The 19,546-nt window shown below is 55.2% G+C and carries 17 protein-coding genes; 6 read left to right on the top strand and 11 right to left on the bottom strand.

What is annotated here, in order from left to right:
- Positions 1-8: 8 nt before the first annotated feature.
- Together C1N69_RS15420 and C1N69_RS15410 are read left to right on the top strand one after the other, a co-directional pair.
- Entirely contained in the window at positions 9-1,205 is a 1,197-nt protein-coding gene (locus tag C1N69_RS15420) for a Bcr/CflA family multidrug efflux MFS transporter (protein WP_047959125.1), read from the top strand.
- A 278-nt stretch (positions 1,206-1,483) separates the two neighbouring features.
- Positions 1,484-1,828, top strand: coding sequence for a YejG family protein (locus tag C1N69_RS15410; RefSeq protein WP_008500952.1), 345 nt, complete (start codon positions 1,484-1,486; stop codon positions 1,826-1,828).
- A gap of 3 nt (positions 1,829-1,831) precedes the next feature.
- Here the strand turns inward: C1N69_RS15410 and yejF are convergent, their stop codons facing one another.
- The 9 genes from yejF to C1N69_RS15365 all read right to left on the bottom strand — a co-directional run bounded on the left by yejF (position 1,832) and on the right by C1N69_RS15365 (position 13,424).
- Positions 1,832-3,421, bottom strand: a complete 1,590-nt coding sequence (yejF, locus tag C1N69_RS15405; RefSeq protein ID WP_155031499.1) for a microcin C ABC transporter ATP-binding protein YejF — start codon at positions 3,419-3,421, stop codon at positions 1,832-1,834.
- Between the two features lies 1 nt (position 3,422).
- Positions 3,423-4,448: an ABC transporter permease gene (locus C1N69_RS15400; protein ID WP_155031498.1), complete on the bottom strand. Its 1,026-nt coding sequence runs from the start codon at positions 4,446-4,448 to the stop codon at positions 3,423-3,425.
- Positions 4,448-5,542, bottom strand: a complete 1,095-nt coding sequence (locus tag C1N69_RS15395; RefSeq protein ID WP_059385226.1) for a microcin C ABC transporter permease YejB — start codon at positions 5,540-5,542, stop codon at positions 4,448-4,450. The genes C1N69_RS15400 and C1N69_RS15395 overlap by 1 nt, the downstream gene beginning before the upstream one ends.
- A gap of 9 nt (positions 5,543-5,551) precedes the next feature.
- On the bottom strand, positions 5,552-7,357 hold the full coding sequence (locus C1N69_RS15390) for an extracellular solute-binding protein (RefSeq protein WP_025756281.1): 1,806 nt from the start codon (positions 7,355-7,357) through the stop codon (positions 5,552-5,554).
- Between the two features lie 74 nt (positions 7,358-7,431).
- Complete coding sequence (locus C1N69_RS15385; protein WP_025756280.1) at positions 7,432-8,988, bottom strand: cyclic di-GMP phosphodiesterase; 1,557 nt, start codon at positions 8,986-8,988, stop codon at positions 7,432-7,434.
- Between the two features lie 127 nt (positions 8,989-9,115).
- Positions 9,116-9,685, bottom strand: coding sequence for a bifunctional murein DD-endopeptidase/murein LD-carboxypeptidase (gene mepS, locus C1N69_RS15380; protein WP_008500946.1), 570 nt, complete (start codon positions 9,683-9,685; stop codon positions 9,116-9,118).
- Positions 9,686-10,112: 427 nt separating this feature from the next.
- Positions 10,113-10,814: a phosphatase PAP2 family protein gene (locus C1N69_RS15375; RefSeq protein WP_176472026.1), complete on the bottom strand. Its 702-nt coding sequence runs from the start codon at positions 10,812-10,814 to the stop codon at positions 10,113-10,115.
- 33 nt (positions 10,815-10,847) lie between these two features.
- Complete coding sequence (locus C1N69_RS15370) at positions 10,848-11,834, bottom strand: CobW family GTP-binding protein (RefSeq protein WP_025756279.1); 987 nt, start codon at positions 11,832-11,834, stop codon at positions 10,848-10,850.
- Between the two features lie 123 nt (positions 11,835-11,957).
- Positions 11,958-13,424, bottom strand: a complete 1,467-nt coding sequence (locus tag C1N69_RS15365; protein ID WP_155031497.1) for a mannitol dehydrogenase family protein — start codon at positions 13,422-13,424, stop codon at positions 11,958-11,960.
- Between the two features lie 204 nt (positions 13,425-13,628).
- Here C1N69_RS15365 and uxuA point away from each other — a divergent pair, with 204 nt between their 5' ends.
- Complete coding sequence (gene uxuA, locus C1N69_RS15360; RefSeq protein WP_155031496.1) at positions 13,629-14,819, top strand: mannonate dehydratase; 1,191 nt, start codon at positions 13,629-13,631, stop codon at positions 14,817-14,819.
- Positions 14,820-14,935: 116 nt separating this feature from the next.
- Here uxuA and yeiP read toward each other — a convergent pair whose 3' ends face one another.
- Complete coding sequence (gene yeiP, locus C1N69_RS15355) at positions 14,936-15,508, bottom strand: elongation factor P-like protein YeiP (RefSeq protein WP_008500940.1); 573 nt, start codon at positions 15,506-15,508, stop codon at positions 14,936-14,938.
- Between the two features lie 163 nt (positions 15,509-15,671).
- Between yeiP and C1N69_RS15350 the strand changes: the two genes are divergently transcribed.
- Entirely contained in the window at positions 15,672-15,926 is a 255-nt protein-coding gene (locus C1N69_RS15350) for a YkgJ family cysteine cluster protein (RefSeq protein WP_155031495.1), read from the top strand.
- On the opposite strand, the gene setB is transcribed toward C1N69_RS15350, so the two are convergent.
- Positions 15,923-17,104 (bottom strand): sugar efflux transporter SetB, encoded by a 1,182-nt coding sequence (gene setB / locus C1N69_RS15345; protein ID WP_047959116.1) that lies wholly within the window; start codon positions 17,102-17,104, stop codon positions 15,923-15,925. The genes C1N69_RS15350 and setB overlap by 4 nt on opposite strands.
- Before the next feature lie 362 nt (positions 17,105-17,466).
- Between setB and fruB the strand changes: the two genes are divergently transcribed.
- Both fruB and fruK read left to right on the top strand, forming a co-directional pair.
- On the top strand, positions 17,467-18,597 hold the full coding sequence (fruB, locus tag C1N69_RS15340; RefSeq protein ID WP_155031494.1) for a fused PTS fructose transporter subunit IIA/HPr protein: 1,131 nt from the start codon (positions 17,467-17,469) through the stop codon (positions 18,595-18,597).
- Positions 18,597-19,535 carry a 1-phosphofructokinase gene (fruK, locus tag C1N69_RS15335; RefSeq protein WP_014170919.1) on the top strand — a complete coding sequence of 313 codons (939 nt, stop codon included), beginning with the start codon at positions 18,597-18,599 and terminating at the stop codon, positions 19,533-19,535. Before fruB ends, fruK begins: the two co-directional genes overlap by 1 nt.
- The last annotated feature ends 11 nt before the right edge of the window (positions 19,536-19,546 follow it).

Raw genomic sequence — 19,546 nt, 5'->3', positions numbered from 1 at the left:
AGAACTCTGTGACCACCAGGCCACACTCATCGTTCAAAATTGTTTTCATTCTTGGCCTGCTGGCCATGCTGATGCCGCTGTCTATCGATATGTACCTGCCTGCGCTGCCGGTCATTTCGACGCAGTTTGGCGTCCCGGCGGGCAGTGCGCAGATGACGCTCAGCACCTATATTCTCGGCTTTGCCCTCGGCCAGCTGTTTTATGGCCCGATGGCGGACAGCCTTGGACGTAAGCCCGTCATTCTGGGCGGGACGCTGGTCTTTGCGGTTGCTGCGGTTGCCTGTGCGCTGGCGCAGACCATCGATCACCTGATTATCATGCGTTTCTTCCACGGTCTGGCGGCGGCGGCGGCAAGCGTGGTGATTAATGCGCTGATGCGCGATATCTACCCGAAAGAAGAGTTCTCCCGCATGATGTCGTTTGTGATGCTGGTGACGACGATTGCGCCGCTGGTGGCCCCGATGGCTGGTGGTGCGGTACTGGTGTGGTTTAGCTGGCATATGATTTTCTGGATCCTGGCCCTGGCCGCGCTGCTGGCCTCGGCGATGATTTTCTTCTTTATTGATGAAACGCTTCCAGTCGAGCGCCGTCAGAAATTCCATATTCGCACTACAATCGGCAACTTTGCTTCGCTGTTTCGTCACAAGCGCGTGCTGAGCTATATGCTGGCGAGCGGGTTCAGCTTCGCCGGTATGTTCTCCTTCCTGAGCGCCGGACCGTTTGTCTACATCGAGCTGAATCACGTCTCACCGCAGCACTTTGGCTATTACTTTGCGCTCAATATCGTCTTCCTGTTTATCATGACCATCATCAACAGCCGTTTTGTCCGGCGGGTGGGGGCGCTGAACATGTTCCGCGCCGGTCTGTGGATCCAGTTTGTGATGGCCGTCTGGCTGGTCGTGAGCGCGTTTCTGGGCGTGGGCTTTTGGGCGCTGGTCGTTGGCGTGGCGGCTTTTGTCGGCTGCGTGGCGATGGTGTCATCGAATGCGATGGCGGTGATCCTGGATGAGTTCCCGCACATGGCAGGCACCGCGTCATCCCTGGCGGGGACGTTCCGCTTCGGTATCGGCGCGATCGTCGGGGCGTTACTGGCTATGGCCACCTTCAGTACGGCATGGCCAATGCTGTGGGCGATGGCTTTTTGCGCAACCAGCTCAATCCTTTTCTATCTTTACGCCAGTCGACCGCGAAAAGCGGCTCACTGATTTACAGAGAAGGCCCGGCAGGGCCTTTTTTGTTGATACATATCAACCAAACCCGTGTTCGTTTACCCCGTGTTTGTTTATTTTATGTAAAATCTATTTGTGTAAAAAGTCACATCATTGTATTCAAAAAGGTTGAGTTAGATCGCAGAAACGGGTACATATAGCGCCGACGCGAGCCTGGAAACGAATAAAAAGCGCTGAATAGTGCAGGCTGGCGATGATGTGTTACTATAAATGTAAATAAATTGTGAAGTGAATTTTACTTCCGGGGAACGAACGTGAATACATTACAACTCTCCATTGTCCATCGCTTGCCTCAGAGCTATCGCTGGTCGGCGGGTTTTGCAGGTTCGAAAGTTGAACCGATTCCGCAAAACGTCGCGGGCTGCGAGAATTGCCTGGTGGCACTCAAACTGCTGAGCCCGAGCGACGAAAATGCATGGCGGGTGATGGAACGTCTGAGCCAGGCCCTGACCGATATCGAAGTGGACAGCTCCGTGCTGGAGTGCGAAGGCGAGCCGTGCCTGTTTGTGAAAAGCCAGGACGAGTTTGCAGCCACCTGCCGTCTGAAGAATTTTGGCGTTGCTATTGCTGAGCCTTTCTCTGGCCAGTATCCCTTCTGAGCGCTAGTCTGCCGACAACAGCTGGCGCGTGTAGCGCTGCGTTGGCGCGGTGAATACGCGCTGGCACTCACCCTGCTCGACCACTTCTCCCTGTCGCAACACAATCACCTGATGGCACAGCGCCCTCACCACCTGTAGATCATGGCTGATAAAGATATAGGCCAGCCGGTGTTTTTCCTGTAACCCTTTGAGCAGCGCCAGGATCTGCGCCTGTACGGTCCTGTCCAGAGAGGATGTTGGTTCGTCCAGAATAATCAACTCTGGTTTCAGGATCAGCGCGCGGGCAATCGCGATACGCTGGCGCTGCCCGCCGGAGAATTCAGCCGGGTAGCGGTGACGCGTCTCGGGATCTAAACCCACTTCAACCATTACCCGTATGACCTCCTGCTCGCGCTGCTGAGCACTCAAGGCGGGCTGATGCACGCGCAGGCCCTCTTCGACAATCTGTAACACGCTGAGTCGCGGGTTAAGCGAGGAGTTGGGATCCTGAAAAACCACCTGCATGCGTGGACGAACGGGCAGCATCTGCCGCCGGTTCCAGCGGTGCAGCGGCATGCCGTCAAAGAGGATCTCGCCCTGCGAGTCAATTAAGCGCAGCAGCGCCAGACCGGTGGTGCTTTTACCCGAACCGGATTCGCCCACAAGCCCCAGGGATTCGCCAGGACGCAGCGAGAAGCGGAGGTTTTTCAGCACCGGGTTTCGATCGACAATGCGCCGCAAAATACCTTTGCGGATCGGGAACGAGACGGACAGATCCTCAACGCGCAGCAGCGGCGCGCTGTCCGCATCGAGAGGAACCGGATCGCCGGCGGGTTCGCTGTCGAGCAGGCGCTGCGTATAAGGATGCTGTGGCGCGTTCAGCAGCGTGGAGGCGATATTCTGTTCCACACATCGCCCGTTTTGCATCACCGCGACGCTGTCGGCCAGCTTTTTGACAATACTCAGGTTGTGCGTAATAAACAGCAGGCTCATGTTGAGCTCGTCACGCAGCTCCCGCAGCAGCGTTAATATTTGCGCCTGTACCGTCACGTCGAGCGCCGTTGTGGGCTCGTCGGCTATCAGCAGTTCCGGGCGCGTGAGCAGGGCCATGGCAATCATCACGCGCTGGCGTTCACCGCCGGAGAGCTGGTGCGGAAAATCATTGAGCCGTTTGGCCGCATTGCGTATGCCTGTTCGCTCAAGACAATCCAGAATTTCTCCCCGCGCCGCCTCTTTGCGCATCCCCCGGTGCAGGGAGAGCACTTCATAGAGCTGTTTTTCCAGGCTGTGCAGCGGGTTGAGCGAAACCATCGGCTCCTGGAAGATCATGGCGATTTTGTTGCCGCGAATGCCGCGCAGGGTGTGTTCGTCGGCATGCAGCAGTGAACTGCCGTGAAACAGAATATCCCCTTGCGGGTAGCTCACCGGCGGAGACGGCAGCAGACGCAGGATGGAAAGGGCAGATACGCTCTTGCCGGACCCCGATTCCCCCACCAGGGCCAGCGTTTCACCGCGCTGGATCTGCAGCGACAGATCGGTGACCACGGTGCGCGTCTCGCCCTGCGTTGAAAAAGCAATCGACAGGTTATCAATACTGAGAAGAGGCTGGGTCATCTTATACCGCCTTGTTAGGGTCGAAGGCATCGCGCACGGCTTCGCCAATAAAAATCAGCAGTGAAAGCAGCACGGCCACGGAGAGAAAAGCGGCGATGCCTAACCACGGCGCCTGCAGGTTGTTCTTACCCTGCAGCAGCAGTTCGCCGAGCGACGGCGAACCCAGCGGGAGACCAAAGCCCAGGAAATCGAGTGAGGTGAGGGTGGTGATGGAGCTGCACAGAATAAACGGCAGGAAGGTGAGCGTGGCCACCACGGCATTCGGCAGCATATGGCGGAAGATAATCCCGCGATCGCTGACCCCAAGCGCCTGCGCGGCACGAATATAGTCGAAATTGCGGGTACGCAGGAATTCCGCGCGCACGACGCCCACCAGTGCCATCCAGCCGAACAGGACGGTGATGCCTAACAGCCACCAGAAACCGGGCTGCACCACGCTGGAGAGCAGAATGATGAGAAACAGCGTCGGCATGCCTGACCAGACTTCAATCACCCGCTGGCCCCAGAGGTCGATTTTTCCCCCGTAGTAGCCCTGAACGGCACCCGCCACGACGCCCAGCACGCTGGAGAAAATGGTCAGCATCAGCCCAAAGAGAAGCGAAATACGGGTGCCATACAGAATGCGCGCCAGCACGTCGCCACCGTTGGCATCCGTTCCCAGCCAGTTTTGCGCGGAGGGCGGAGAAGGGAAGGGGGTCGTCGTGGCGAAGTTAATGCTGTTTGCGCCAAAGCGCACCGGAGCCCAGAGCGCCAAGCCGTGTTGCTCAATCTGCTGGCGAAGCCACGGATCCTGATACTCCGCCGGCGTGGCAAATGGGCCGCCAAAGTCGCTTTCGTTGTAACTGACCAGAACAGGCACGTACCAGCGGTCATTAAAATGCACCAGCAACGGCTTATCGTTAGCGATCAGTTCCGAAAACATGCTCAACACAAACAGCACGGCAAAGATCCACAGCGACCAGTAGCCACGGCGGTTGTGGCGAAAGCGGGCCCAGCGGGCCTGGTTGACGGGGCTTAAACGCGGCATCAGCGGCCCTCAAAATCGATTCGGGGATCGACCAGCGTATAGCTGATATCGCTGACAATATTCAGCAGCAGGCCAATCAGGGTGAAAATATAGAGCGTGCCAAACATTACCGGATAATCACGCGACACGGTGGCCTCATAGCCCAGCAGACCCAGGCCGTTGAGCGAGAACATCACCTCTATCAGCAGCGAGCCGGTAAAAAACATACTGATGAACGTGGCTGGAAATCCGGCGATCACCAGCAGCATGGCATTGCGGAACACGTGTTTCCACATGATCTGCTTTTCGCTCACGCCCTTGGCGCGGGCGGTGACGACGTACTGCTTACGAATTTCATCGAGAAAGGCGTTTTTGGTCAACATGGTCAGGGCGGCAAAGCCGCCTATGACGGTGGCCAGAACCGGCAGGGTAATATGCCAGAGATAGTCGGTTATTTTCTGGTACCAGGGCAACGTGCTGAAATCGGCGGAGACGAGCCCTCGCAGTGGGAAGAGATCGAAATAACTTCCCCCGGCAAAAAAGACGATCAGCAGAACGGCAAACAGAAACGCCGGAATGGCATAGCCGATGATAATGAACGTGCTGCTCCAGATATCAAAGCGGCTGCCGTTATAAACCGCTTTGCGGATCCCGAGCGGAATCGAGACCAGATAGATGATCAGCGTTCCCCATAGCCCCAGCGTTATCGACACCGGCAGGCTTTGCTTAATCAACGTCAACACTGACGCGCTGCGAAACAGACTGTCGCCGAAATCAAAGCGGATGTAATCCCAGAGCATTTTGAAATAGCGCTCGTGAATCGGTTTGTCAAAACCGTAGCGATGAGTGATCTCGGCGATCACCTCCGGATCCAGACCGCGTCCGCCGCGATAATGGCTTTCGCTGATATTCCCCACGCCGGTTCGCGCATGGCTCGCGCCCATGCCTTCACCGCCCCCTCCGGGCATGCCGCCGCTGTTGCCAAATTCAATGGCGGCAATCGCCTGATCGACCGGCCCTCCGGGGGCGATTTGCACGATAAAAAAGTTAATCGTGATGATGGCCCACAGGGTGGGGATGACCAGCAGCAGACGGCGGAGAAGATACGCACCCATGATGATTCCTTATCGCCGCTCAGCGGGAAGTCTGGCGGCTTTGTTGACGTCATACCACCAGGTATCAAAGCCGAGGGAATAGACCGGGCGCACGGCAGGCACGGAGAACTTGTCCCAGCGCGCGAGGCGGTCTTCGCCCATGTACCACATCGGCAGCATGTAGTAATTCCAGGTTAACACTCTGTCGAGGGCGCGCCCAAGCGGCACGAGCTTTTCTTTATCTCCCTGCGCCGCCACAATTTTCGCTATTAGCGCATCAATCGCCGGGCTTTTTACGCCCGGAGCATTGTACGAGGAGTCGATGTAGCGGGAGGCCCAGGAGATTTGCAGGTCCGAGCTGGGCCACGGCTGCGCGGGCCACAGGCGCTGCATCATGTCGTAATCCCGGCTGCGCATGCGGCTGGTGATCTGGGCGTTATCGACCTGGCGAATGTTCATGGTTACGCCCAGACGCTCAAGATTATGCTTAAACGGCAGTACCCACTGGTCGTTACCCCCCGACGAAAGCAGCAGTTCAAAGCTGAGAGGCTGACCCGTTTTGGCATTAACCCGTTTTTGATTCTTCAGGTGCCAGCCTGCATCATCCAGCAGCTTGCTGGCTTTCAGCAGGTTATCGCGATCGTAACCGTCACCGTTTGACGCGGGCGGCTGAAAGACACGGGTGAACACCTGCGGGGGGAGCTCGGCTTTCAGCGGCGTCAGAAGGGCCAGTTCGTCCGCTTTCGGATAATCACGCGCGGCATACTCGGTATTTTGAAAATAACTGTTAGCGCGGCTGTAGGCGCCATAAAACAGCGCTTTGTTCATCCATTCAAAATCAAAGGCCAGGGTAATGGCTTCCCGCACCCGGCGGTCAGTAAATACCGGACGCTGAATATTAAACGCCAGCCAGCGCGTGTCCTGGGCAGACGCATTTTTGTGTTCGTCCTTAACGATATAGCCTTTGGCGAAATTTTTCCCGATATAGCGGGTCGCCCAGTTTTTGGCGCTGCTCTCTACGCGTAAATCGAAGGCACCGGCTTTGAACGCTTCAAACGCCACGTTATCGTCAAGGTAGTAGTCATAGCGAAGGGTGTCGAAGTTCCAGCGCCCGCGGTTTACCGGCAGGTCAGCCGCCCAGTAGTCTTTAACGCGGGAGTAGACCACATACTGCCCCATGCGCCAGTCGGTGATGCGATAGGGACCGCCTGCCAGCGGTGGCGTCGAGAGCGGGTCGCTTAGCTTATGATTCTTCCAGAACGATTCCGGCATCACGGGCAGCGAGAACAGACTGAGCATATTCTCTTTGTTCGGTTCGCTCAGCTCAATGCGTACGGTCAGCGGCGCAATAGCTCTGACTGACGCCCCCTTATAGACAATGCGGAACTGGGGAACGCCTTCGGTCATAAATTTATGAAAGGTGAAGGCGACGTCGCTGGCCTTAACCGGTGTGCCATCGTGAAAACGTGCCCGAGGGTTAAGGGTGATTTCCGCCCATGCGAAGTTATCGGCATAACGCACATTCCCGGCAATCAGCGGATAGTAGCTGCCGGGCTCATCATCAGACGTGACAAAGAGCGTATCGTAAAGCGATTCCGTTCGCGCCGCCGCCACCCCACGCAGGGCGAAGCGGTTAAAGTTGTCGAACGTTCCCGTGGCGGAAAGCGTGACCTTTCCGCCTTTCGGCGCGTCAGGGTTAACGTAATCGAAGTGGGTAAAATTGACGGCGTATTTCGGCTCGCCAATCACCGCGAAGGCGATATTTTCTTTTATGGCTTGCGCCTGGCTGGACAGGCTCGTGAATGCCAACATCAGCAACATAACGCGCATAAGCATTTCGCGGCGGCTCCCTCTTTTACAGACCGGCTCGGTTAAGCTGAATAATAAGTGACGCCGCAGGCAATGTGAAATTATTCACCGTCGGGTGACACGTCCGGTCGCCATTCACGGAACTGTGCCAGCGGCATCGGGCGGCTAATCCAGTATCCCTGCAGGAAGTTGACGCCATGTTCACGCAGCCAGGCGGCCTGTTCCGGCGTTTCCACCCCTTCGGCGACGGTCGACATATTCAGTCGCCTTGCCAGCGTGAGCACGGCATCCAGCACCGGCGAGGTCACGGTCTCGGTACCAATGGCATTCACGAAACCGCGGTCGATTTTGAGATAGTCCATGGTGAAATGCTCAAGATAAATTAGCGCACTGTGGCCCGTACCAAAATCATCAATGGCTATCTCAAAGCCTTCATTATGCAGCCACTCGAAAAGGCTGTTGGCTTCCCGATGGTTAAGCATGTCGCGCTCGGTAATTTCCAGCACGATCTGGAAATAATCCGGCGGCAGTAGCGCTTTGAAGGTGCGCATATCGTCTTTGAAGCTTTCCGCATGCAGATGTCCGGGCGCAATGTTGATCCCCACTTTTGCGCCCGGGGGAAGAAGGGTCTGTAACACGGGGGCATCGTGAATAATCAGATCAAAGAGATGCAGCGTCAGCGGGACAATCAGCTTCTGCGCTTCAGCGAAATTGATAAATGCATCTGGCGGAATTTCTCCCATTGTCGGATGTTTCCAGCGCATCAGCACTTCAAGCCCGGTCATCCGGAGCGATTTGGCATCAACGACGGGCTGATAAACCACATAAAACTGACCGCGCTTAATGGCGCTTAAAATCTCTTTACCCGGATTGAGCCGAATGCTGAGGATGTAGTAATTGAGCGATCCGGCAGCAATACCGCATACCAGCCCGAAGAACAGGGCATAGAGAATTTCATCGCTGGTCCACGCGTCCGCATACAGTTTTATGGTCAGGGGGACCTCTTTTAGCGTCGCGGTACGGGCAGGAATATCATGTAAATCATGCGCTTTGACTAGCCTGCTGGAGCGCGTTGACAACGCATTATCACCAATAATGATGGCAATGCCCGCAAACTCGTCCTGACGCGCGGTATAGAGCAGGTAAGGCGTCAGATTGATATTCACCGAGGTGAACACACCGCCATCCTTCACTAACGGGTTACGGTACCAGATGGCAATCGCGGGTTTATTGGGCAACATCGGGGTGCCCGGTAGCAACGCCATATCAATCGGTTTACCGATGTGCAGTTCAGGTATCAGCTCCTCCATCGGGACATTCATCGGGCCGGTGGCCGATGAGCAAAATGCCATTTTGTCTCTTACCAGCAGGAAGGCGCGAACATTAATGCTAAAGGCGGCGCGCGAGGTGAGCTCCTGATTGACCTCCTGGCAGGTGTTCAACGTGAGCGGCTGGAGAATATCGACAGCGTTTTTTAACTCATCGAAATAGCTCTCCATATAGATGGAGATATCGTGAATCAGGGTGTCGAATTTGGTTTCCCGCTTGTGGTAGCTCCAGAAAAACTGCAATGACCCGAGGAGCAGGGCGGCAATAAGACCCGTGATAATGCTGATGAACAGAATCTTGCGATTGCTGGAAAAGTAGCGGGTGAACATAGACGTCGTGATTCCTGAAATGCCGCTGGATGTATTCAGTGTAACGGGCAAAAAAAAACACTGCCGAAGCAGTGCTTTTTTTCATCGTATCGCCAGCCAAGGGATAACCAACGATACAATTGTCATCTTAACTGCGGGTCAGAACACGGCGCGCTTCGTTGTAACGCTTCTTCCAGTACGGTTCGTTCATGCTGGAAATGGTCACACCGCTGCTGGTGGAGGCATGTACAAACTGGTCATTACCAATGTAGATGCCAACATGACGACCTGTAGAACCTGCGCGGAACAGAACTAAATCACCGGTGCGCAGTTTCGTACGTGAAATCGACTTGCCCATCTCCTGCTGTTCATACGTTGAACGCGGAAGGTCTAACCCAAACTGCTCACGGAACGTACGCTGTACAAAACCGGAACAATCAATACCTGTTTTTGTGCTGCCGCCAAGACGATAACGCACGCCTTTCCAGTCAGCATACTGGTCCATAATGCGGGACTTCACGTCCAGATTACGTACCATATTTTCAAATTCATCCTGAGAGGCTTGCAGTGACGAGGAATCTTCCATTCCCACAACACGCGTCTCAGGATGCATATTCTTTGCGGTGTTCGATGTACTACATGCAGACAACAGTACCGCGACTGCTATCGCCGGGATCCCCCGTAAGATATATCTCAGAAACGGTTGAGATTTGACCATTTTGTTTATTTTCCCTTGAAGTCCTTAACGACAAATATCGTTATAAAAATGCCAAACGTGACGAGACTAATTATCTGTTCACATTGAGACAATTCTTTCTGATCACATTTGTGGCACAGCGCACAAAATTATTCACCAGCGAAATCATTATCTCTATGGGGCAAAACGAGTTCGAGATTAACCGATTGCCCGGGGTATTGCGAGTAAAAAAAGCCTTTTTTTTATAAGAAATTGTGATACAGAAAGTAAAAATCCGTAATTGCTTAAAATACGGTCAGATCCGACGCGTTATCGCGCAATTGCTTCATTTTTATCATGAAACTGATGACAGGAATATGACAGCGGGAAACGATCGTGGCGGGAAGGCTATCAGGGATCATGTCGATCCCTGATGATTAACGTTAATTTGAGTTAGATGTTTGTTTAATTATTGTTGCTTTTTGCCCGGAAGATAGCGATCGAACAGGGCTATTATTCTGTCACTCAGTGGCGTCATCAGACACCACGGCAACGCAATCAGCGCAACGGAGAGCGAACCGACGGCAATATCGCTGAACCAGTGGGCGCCAATCATTACGCGCGGGAATGCAAAAACCACAAAAATAATCAGGGCTATTGCAAAGGCTTTTCTGCCGAAATAGCGAAGCATTATTGCGGAAAAAATAAGCAACATCATCCCGTGATCGCCGGGGAAACTGTCCTTCGACGCGTCTTTTGTCGGAATATGCAGCAGCTCGCTGACGCGATAAATATCGGTGAAGAATAGCGTTGGGCTTGAACGTTTAACCGGAATAATCGCGGTAGCCAGCTGGTTAATGATGACCGCGAACAGCAGCATCACCAGACCGATAATCAGAATGCGTCGACGTCCCGCGTTATCGGCTTTCAGCCAGAATGAGAGCATCAGGCAGCCCATGGCCAGCAGAGAGAAGCCGTCGAAGGCGCGGTTGTTGGTGAGAGCCACCAGCCACAGGAAGGCGTTGCTCTTAACCAGCTCCTGGTTGAAGAAGTGAAAAATGGTCGAATCCAGCGGGAACCAGAAACCATGATTCGCCGGGATATACCAGGAGAAGAAAAGCGCCAGACCGGCGACATTAAGCAGTAATATCAGGGGAAATCGCGTTGTCATAACATTCAGCATAGAGTGAAAACTGGGGCAACGTTAGCCGCCCGAACTTAAACGAATCTTCAACAGGCTGGACTGCAGGGCATTCCAGTCGGTGTTAACCGCACTAATTAACTCTATACGGCTGTCCGGCGGCGCCACGTTTTGCGTTTCAATGAAGAAATCGTCGCCCTGGCGGTTAATCCGTACCAGTCCATCCGGCGTGCGCATAATCCCTTTCACGCGATCGACGGGGGCAAGTCTGGCCCACTCCAGGATCCCAATGGTGTCGAAGACTGTTTCAGCATCAAAGATCCAGCCGCAGGCCTGATATCCCTGACCGCTATTCAGATTGCGGCGCCAGCGCTGATGCTCCGGCAGACTGAGGGCAGCCAGACCCTGCTTAACCGGATGACTGTGCGCGTGCTCCGCGCTGGCGGGCAGCTCGGTGAGGTTCAGACGAGGAAGATCAAGCAGGGCGCTGTCTATTTTCCCCTGGGTGGTCTGTACCCGCGTACGATTACCGCCGAAATGCTGCCACCACGCTTCCAGTGCCGCCTGACTTTCAGCCGTGGCGCGATCTTCTTTATTGGCGACGATAATGTCAGCCGAGGCGAGCTGGTCGCGGAAGTTCTCATTGGCGACGGCTTTTTCATCGAGCAACTGGCGTGGATCGAGCAGACACAGGGTGGCGCGCAGATCGATCCACGGCTCGTAAACCGGGGCGGTCAGTAGATCGAGGATCTGCTTCGGGTGGCCCAGTCCGGTGGGTTCAATCAGCAGGCGGTCGGGTTTGCCCTGACGCAGCAGCGTGTTGAGTCCCACCTGCATTGGCAGGCCATTGACGCAGCACATGCATCCGCCGGGGATCTCTTTAATCAGCGCGCCGCTGGATGACAGCAGTGCGCCATCAATGCCTACCTCGCCAAATTCATTGACCAGCACGGCCCATTTCTCGGCCGGATCTTTAGTTGCCAGCAGGTGAAGAATGGAGGTGGTTTTTCCGCTGCCGAGAAAACCGGTGATGAGGTTGGTTTTGGTCACGTGCGCTCCGGGAGAGAAGGGTGATGCGATAACACTGTTCTCTTATCCTGACGAAAAACGTGACCAATGAGAAGGGGAAGGGCGAACGGAGACCCTTTCCGTTCGCGTTAAGCGCAATAAACGTTAAATATTTAACGTTTCAATAACAGCCTGACGCGCGCCGTGGCGGCTGATTCGCTGGTAGGCCTGGTTAACCGCCTCAACAAAAACGTGGTTTTGCTCCAGATCGTGGCCAAAGACTTCACTCAGCCCCAGCAGCGCGTTGACGCGATCGGCCTCGTCACTGGCATCAACAACCGTACGAATTTTATCGCTGAGGGGATCGCGAACATCAATCGCGTTGCCACGGTCGTCGGTGCCGCTGACGTAGCGTATCCAGCCGGCCACGCCGAGCGCCAGCAGTGGCCACGGCGTTTTTCGCTCAAGATGGATGCGGATCCCGTCCAGCATGCGCTGGGGCAATTTCTGGCTACCGTCCATCGCGATTTGCCAGGTACGGTGCTGGAGAGCCGGGTTAGCAAAGCGTTCGAGCAGGCTATCGGCGTAGGCGGTGAGGTCGACATCCTGAATACGTAATGTGGGCGCCTGTTCGTCGAGCATGAGCCGACGGGCGGCATTACGGAAAGAGGGATCCTCCATACATTCATTAATGTGCGCATAGCCCGCGAGATACCCGAGGTACGCCAGGAAAGAGTGGCTGCCGTTGAGCATGCGTAGTTTCATCTGCTCCCACGGCAGTACATCCTGCACCATCTGGACACCTGCCACTTCCCACTCGGGACGGCCCGCGACAAAGTTATCTTCCACCACCCACTGAATAAACGGTTCGCAACTGATGGCGCACGGATCTTCAACGCCGAGCGCTTCGGTGATTTCCGCAAGCGAAGCGTCAGTCGCGGCGGGGACAATCCTGTCGACCATCGTGCCCGGAAAACTGACGTGGCTTTCGATCCACTCCGCCAGCGCAGCGGAACGTTTTTGCGCCATGCCCAGCACCGCGTTTTTCACTACGTGCCCGTTATCCGGGATATTGTCGCAGGAGAGCACGGTAAAGGCGGGCAGGCCACGCTCGTGGCGGCGATGGAGTGCTTCGACCAGAATCCCCGGGGCAGAATGCGGTTCAGACGGATTTTCAAGGTCGTGGACGATCCGCGCGTTGTGAAGATCCAGTTTACCGGTCGCAGGATCGATGCAATAGCCTTTCTCGGTGATGGTGAGCGACACAATCGCGACCTGCGGCTCACAAAATTTCTCAATAATGGCGGGCAGGGAGTCCAGCTTTGCGTTCAGGCATTCATGGACGGCGCCGACGATAATCGGCTGATTGCCTTCAGCACCTTTCTCCAGCACGGTAAACAGATGATCCTGCGCGCGCAGCTGGCTCATCAGCACATCACCGCTAAAGAGGCTGATCTCACAGATCCCCCAGTCGCCGCCTTTTTCATTTAGCACCCGGTTTGTTAACAAGGCCTGGTGCGCGCGGTGAAAGGCACCAAAGCCAAAATGAACGATGCGGGAGCGTAACTGCGCGCGATCGTAGCGAGGTTGCTGAACGTGAGCAGGAAGCGAGGTGGAGGCAATTGTCTTCATGAAATACACACCTGATTAACCATTAATTAACAATGCCAGTGTAAAGTTATATGACAGCAAATAAAATTGGTGAGCCGTAAATATCCCGGTTCTGTGAGTTTGATCAATCAATGTGTGGCGGTGTATTGACCCTTTACGGCAAACATGTATGGTAGTCGTCATCGTAGGAACACATATTGGTATAACAACTTGAGGGGTGGGGTAATGGAACAAACCTGGCGTTGGTACGGGCCGAACGATCCGGTTTCTCTTGATGATGTGCGTCAGGCTGGCGCAACGGGTGTTGTCACGGCGCTGCATCACATTCCTAACGGTCAGGTCTGGCCGGTGGAGGAAATTCAACAGCGCCAGGCGCTGCTGGCTGAGAAGGGATTAACCTGGTCTGTCGTGGAAAGTATTCCGGTTCATGAGGATATCAAAACCCATACCGGGGAGTATCAGACCTGGATTGCGAACTATCAGCAGAGCATTCGTAACCTTGCGGCCTGCGGCATTGATACCGTCTGCTATAACTTCATGCCGATCCTGGACTGGACGCGCACTGACCTTGAATATCAGATGCCGGACGGTTCAAAAGCGCTGCGTTTCGATCAGATTGCCTTTGCGGCATTCGAACTGCACATTCTGAAGCGCCCGGGCGCCGAAGCGGACTATACCGCGGAAGAACAGCAGCAGGCGCTGGCGTGGTTTAACGCGGCAAGCGACGCTGACATTGAAAAGCTGACCCGCAATATTATTGCTGGCCTGCCGGGTGCGGAAGAGGGATACACGCTGGATCAGTTCCGCGCGCGTCTGGCGGAGTACGGCGATATTGATAAGCACCAGCTGCGTGAAAATATGGCGTACTTCCTGCGCGCCATTGTTCCTGTGGCGGAAGAGGTTGGGGTTCGCCTGGCCGTACACCCGGACGATCCACCGCGTCCGATCCTCGGCCTGCCGCGTATCGTCTCCACGATTGAAGATATGCAGTGGCTGAAGGAGACGGTTAACAGCATCTACAACGGTTTTACCATGTGTACCGGCTCCTACGGCGTGCGTGCGGATAACGATCTGGTGCGGATGATTGAAACCTTTGGCGATCGTATCCACTTCACGCATCTGCGTGCGACCTGCCGTGAAGAGAACCCAAAAACCTTCCACGAAGCCGCGCACCTGGGCGGTGATGTGAATATGGTTGCGGTGGTGGACGCCATTCTGGCGGAAGAGGCGCGTCGTAAGCAGGCGGGCGATGTACGTCCTATTCCATTCCGTCCCGATCACGGCCACCAGATGCTCGACGATCTGCGTAAGAAAACCAACCCTGGCTATTCGGCAATTGGCCGTCTGAAAGGGATGGCGGAAGTGCGCGGCGTGGAACTGGCGCTGAAGATGACGAAGTATCCGGAGCTTCTGTAAGCGAAATTGCCGGGGGACGGCTTCGCCTTACCCGGCCTACAAAAACACAAAAACCGGCTTCAGGGCCGGTTTTTCGTAGGCCCGGTAAGCGTAGCGCCACCGGGCAAAAGCCACAATCAGTCAGCACGACCCATATAGCGTTTTTCTTCGATATGGATGCGGATTTTCTCGCCCGCGGAGAGGTATTCCGGTACCTGCACAACCAGACCGGTTGTCAGGGTAGCCGGTTTGTTGCGGGCGCTCGCAGATGCGCCTTTGATGCCTGGTGCCGTTTCAACGATTTCCAGATCGACAGTCTGAGGCAGTTCCAGCGCCAGCAGCACGCCATCCCAGGTCAGAACCTGCATATCAGGCATACCGCCTTCAGGAATGAACAGCAGCTCTTCTTCAATCTGATCTTTGGTGAAGATGTACGGGGTGTAATCTTCTTTGTCCATGAACACATATTCGTTGCCGTCGATGTAGGAGAAATCAACGTAGCGACGGGTCAGGGTCACGGTATCAACGATATCGTCACCTTTAAAGCGCTCTTCCACTTTCAGGCCGGTACGGACATCGGCAAAACGCATTTTGTACAGCGTTGCTGCGCCACGGGCGCTCGGGGCCTGAATGTCGATATCTTTCACAATCAGCAATTTGCCGTTGTAATTCAGTACCATACCTTTCTTAATTTCGTTCGCTCTTGGCATTGCAGTAATCCTGTTTACGGGAGGTAAAAAATATCGCGCCAAATTACTCGTGCGCGGCCTTTCAGGCAAGAGGAATTCGTGGCTTTTGCTATCAATACACAAAAGGTGTTACTGTGCGCGCGATGCCCGACTACGCGGGCGTTCGTCAGCGAAGAGAGCATTTATGGATTGCCGTCCAGATTGTGGCGCGTGCTGTACTGCACCGTCCATTTCAAGTCCCATTCCAGGAATGCCCGAAGGCAAGCCTGCCAATACCCGCTGCGTTCAGCTCTCTGAGACTAACCTGTGTATGATCTTTGGCTCACCGTTGCGCCCGAAGGTCTGTTCCGGGCTTCAGCCCTCAGCCGAAATGTGCGGCACCACGCGCGAGCAGGCGATGACGTACCTGCTTGAGCTGGAAGCGCTCACCACGCCTTAAACGTCTTTAATCTTCGCCAGACAGCCAAGCGTCAGCGTGCACATCACCAGCGCAATCCAGAACACGGTGTGATAGTTCCAGATCTCAGCCACGACGCCGGCCATTGAACCGGCGATAATCCAGCCCACGCGGGTGGTATTGGTATACAGGGTCGTGGCGGAGCCTGCCTGGCCCGGCATCAGATCCTGGAAGTAGAGCATGCCTATCCCGGCGAGAATGCCGATATAAATGGCGTTCAGCAGCTGTAAAGCCAGCAACAGCCCCGGCGTGTGAACCGTCAACATACCAATATAGAACAGCAGGCCAGCGACGGCGGCGATACGCATTAAAAAACGCTTTCCGAAACGCTTCGCGTAGTAACCCGCGATGAGCATGGTCGGGATCTCAAGCCCGGCGGCGGTGCCCATCATAATGCCCGCCAGCTTTTCCGGCAGATGCAGTTCATCAATAATAAACAGCGGCATGTTGATGATATACAGGCTATTGGTGCCCCACATCAGCGTGCAGATAATAAAGAGAAGCAGGGCATCGCGGCGGTTACGGCGCGGCGCTTCCAGCACGCCCGTTGCCACTTTGGGCTCTTTGCGCATTGACGGCAGAAAGAACCACACCAGCGCGCCGCAGACGACAAACGCAACGGCCGCACTCAGGTACATCACCGTAAAGCCAAAACCCATCGCCAGCGCGTAAGCCAGCGGCGGCCCTATCACCCATGCCAGCGACACCTGAGCACGCATAACAGAGCTGAACATCACCGCTTCGCGTCCGGTATGGTCGGCGTGCTCGCGGGCAAGGGCGAACATCTGTGGGTTCGCCGTCGAGCCAAAGCTGCTCAGGAACACGCCGATGAACAGCAGAATGAAATAGTTACGGTTCCAGGCAAACAGAACGCAAGCCAGTACACCGAGCAGGCAGCAGAAAACGATCAGACTTTTACGATCGCCTTTTCTGTCGGAGCGCCCTGCCAGAAACTGACTGACGAGGATGCCGATGATGGCGCTTCCGGTAAAAAAGAAGCCGACCATTGCCGGACGGGCGTGGACTTCATTGGTCAGAAATAAACTCAGCGTCGGCGTCTGTAACGCACCGGCAATACCCGTGAAGAAGGCAACAATCAGGAATGCCGCAGAGGTCAAATCAAAGGGCTTCGGCGAGGCAGCCGCAGGGGTGTTATGCATGTTTTATAATTAGCGAGTAGCAGAGAGGGAGCGGAGTTTACGCCGTCAGCTAAAAAATAAACAGTGGGTGCGGTCAATGATGCCACGAAAAATCAAAATGGCATTTCATCTTGCATCCTCCCCGGCTGACCTTAGCTGAAACTGACTTGCTGAACTTCAGCAAAATTCAGCTGAAGGAATAAGAAATGTGCTGTATCTCTAAATTCTGACATCAGAAAGACGAGTTTACTTGCAAGGCATTGCAGAAAGCGCAAGACTTTTTGAAACGTTTCAGCGCTATCTTGTTTTAACAAACGGAGCAGGCTAGCGCATTTTTTCTCATTTAAGCTGAAACGATTCAAGTTCAGCAGGAGAGGAGAACCATGTTCCAGTTATCTGTTCAGGATATCCACCCGGGCGCTCAGGCCGGGGATAAAGAAGAGGCTATTCGCCAGGTTGCCGCTGCACTTGTGCAGGCGGGTAACGTCGCGGACGGCTACGTAAACGGCATGCTGGCGCGCGAACAGCAGACCTCAACCTTCCTCGGCAACGGCATTGCCATTCCGCACGGCACGACGGACACCCGCGATCAGGTGCTGAAAACCGGCGTTAAGGTTTATCAGTTCCCGCAGGGCGTGCTCTGGGGCGAGGGGCAGGTGGCCTATGTGGCTATCGGTATCGCGGCCAGCAGCGACGAACACTTAGGCCTGCTGCGTCAGCTGACGCACGTCCTGAGCGATGACGCGGTGGCTGAACAGCTCAAATCCGCCACGACAGCGGAAGAGCTGCGCGCCTTGCTGATGGGCGAAAAACAGAGTGAAGCGCTGAAACTGGATAATGAAACGCTGACGCTGGACGTGGTTGCCTCCGATCTGGTGACGCTGCAGGCGCTAAACGCGGGTCGCCTGAAGGAAACCGGCGCGGCGGATGCCACCTTCGTAACGCGCGTGATCAACGATAAGCCGTTGAATCTGGGGCAGGGTATCTGGCTGAACGACAGTGCTGAAGGCAACCTGCGCAGTGCTATCGCCGTGAGCCGCGCGGCCAGCGCGTTTGACGTAGACGGCGAACGTGCGGCCATGCTGGTGACCGTGGCGATGAACGATGAACAGCCGGTTTCAGTGCTGAAACGTCTGGGCGATCTGCTGTTGAACAACCAAGCTGAAAAACTGCTGAACGCTGATGCCTCCACCGTGCTGGCACTGCTGACCAGTGATGATGCGCTGACGGATGACATGCTGACCGCAGAGTTCGTGGTGCGTAACGAACACGGCCTGCATGCCCGTCCCGGCACCATGCTGGTGAATACCATTAAACAATTCGAAAGTGAGATCACCGTGGCGAATCTTGATGGCACGGGCAAACCGGCCAACGGCCGTAGTCTGATGAAAGTTGTCGCGCTGGGCGTGAAGAAAGGTCATCGTCTGCGCTTCACCGCGCAGGGTGCGGATGCTGAACAGGCGTTGAAAGCGATTGGCGATGCCATCGCTGCGGGTCTGGGGGAGGGCGCATAATGAGCAGACGTGTTGCGACTATTACGCTGAACCCGGCTTATGACCTGGTGGGGTTTTGCCCGGAAATTGAGCGCGGCGAAGTAAACCTCGTGCGTACCACTGGCCTGCATGCTGCGGGTAAAGGGATTAACGTCGCGAAAGTGCTCAAGGATCTCGGTATCGATGTCACCGTGGGGGGATTCCTCGGTAAAGATAACCAGGACGGTTTCCAGCAGCTGTTCAGCGAGCTGGGCATTGCTAACCGTTTTCAGGTTGTTCAGGGTCGTACCCGTATCAACGTTAAGCTGACGGAGAAAGACGGTGAAGTAACCGATCTGAACTTCTCCGGCTTTGAAGTGACCCCGTCCGACTGGGAGCGTTTTGTGAACGATTCCCTGACCTGGCTGGGCCAGTTCGACATGGTGTGCGTCAGCGGCAGTCTGCCGTCCGGCGTGAGCCCGGAAGCGTTCACCGACTGGATGACGCGCCTGCGCAGCCAGTGCCCATGCATTATTTTTGACAGCAGCCGCGACGCGCTGGTTGCGGGTCTGAAAGCCTCTCCATGGCTGGTGAAGCCAAATCGCCGTGAACTGGAGATCTGGGCCGGTCGTAAGCTGCCAGAATTAAAAGATGTGATTGACGCTGCCCATGCGCTGCGCGAGCAGGGTATCGCTCATGTGGTGATTTCGCTTGGTGCAGAAGGGGCGTTGTGGGTTAACGCGTCCGGCGAATGGATCGCCAAACCGCCATCGGTTGACGTTGTCAGCACCGTTGGTGCAGGGGATTCCATGGTTGGCGGCCTGATTTATGGTCTGCTGATGCGTGAATCCAGTGAACATACTTTACGTCTTGCCACCGCCGTTGCAGCCCTGGCCGTCAGCCAGAGCAATGTCGGTATTACCGATCGTACCCAGTTAGCCGCGATGATGGCGCGCGTTGACTTAAAACCTTTTAACTAACAGCAGGAGAG

This window comes from Enterobacter sichuanensis, from assembly GCF_009036245.1.
Lineage (GTDB): Bacteria > Pseudomonadota > Gammaproteobacteria > Enterobacterales > Enterobacteriaceae > Enterobacter > Enterobacter sichuanensis.
The sequence above is the reverse complement of the archived record's forward strand: the minus strand, read 5'-3'. Positions and strand labels throughout refer to the sequence as shown.

Coding starts and splice junctions, on each gene's coding strand:
- yejF (WP_155031499.1), bottom strand. CDS start 3,421: ATGACCCAGCCTCTTCTCAGTATTGATAACCTGTCGATTGCTTTTTCA.
- C1N69_RS15400 (WP_155031498.1), bottom strand. CDS start 4,448: ATGCCGCGTTTAAGCCCCGTCAACCAGGCCCGCTGGGCCCGCTTTCGC.
- C1N69_RS15395 (WP_059385226.1), bottom strand. CDS start 5,542: ATGGGTGCGTATCTTCTCCGCCGTCTGCTGCTGGTCATCCCCACCCTG.
- C1N69_RS15390 (WP_025756281.1), bottom strand. CDS start 7,357: ATGCTTATGCGCGTTATGTTGCTGATGTTGGCATTCACGAGCCTGTCC.
- C1N69_RS15385 (WP_025756280.1), bottom strand. CDS start 8,988: ATGTTCACCCGCTACTTTTCCAGCAATCGCAAGATTCTGTTCATCAGC.
- mepS (WP_008500946.1), bottom strand. CDS start 9,685: ATGGTCAAATCTCAACCGTTTCTGAGATATATCTTACGGGGGATCCCG.
- C1N69_RS15375 (WP_176472026.1), bottom strand. CDS start 10,814: ATGACAACGCGATTTCCCCTGATATTACTGCTTAATGTCGCCGGTCTG.
- C1N69_RS15365 (WP_155031497.1), bottom strand. CDS start 13,424: ATGAAGACAATTGCCTCCACCTCGCTTCCTGCTCACGTTCAGCAACCT.
- uxuA (WP_155031496.1), top strand. CDS start 13,629: ATGGAACAAACCTGGCGTTGGTACGGGCCGAACGATCCGGTTTCTCTT.
- yeiP (WP_008500940.1), bottom strand. CDS start 15,508: ATGCCAAGAGCGAACGAAATTAAGAAAGGTATGGTACTGAATTACAAC.
- C1N69_RS15350 (WP_155031495.1), top strand. CDS start 15,672: ATGGATTGCCGTCCAGATTGTGGCGCGTGCTGTACTGCACCGTCCATT.
- setB (WP_047959116.1), bottom strand. CDS start 17,104: ATGCATAACACCCCTGCGGCTGCCTCGCCGAAGCCCTTTGATTTGACC.
- fruB (WP_155031494.1), top strand. CDS start 17,467: ATGTTCCAGTTATCTGTTCAGGATATCCACCCGGGCGCTCAGGCCGGG.
- fruK (WP_014170919.1), top strand. CDS start 18,597: ATGAGCAGACGTGTTGCGACTATTACGCTGAACCCGGCTTATGACCTG.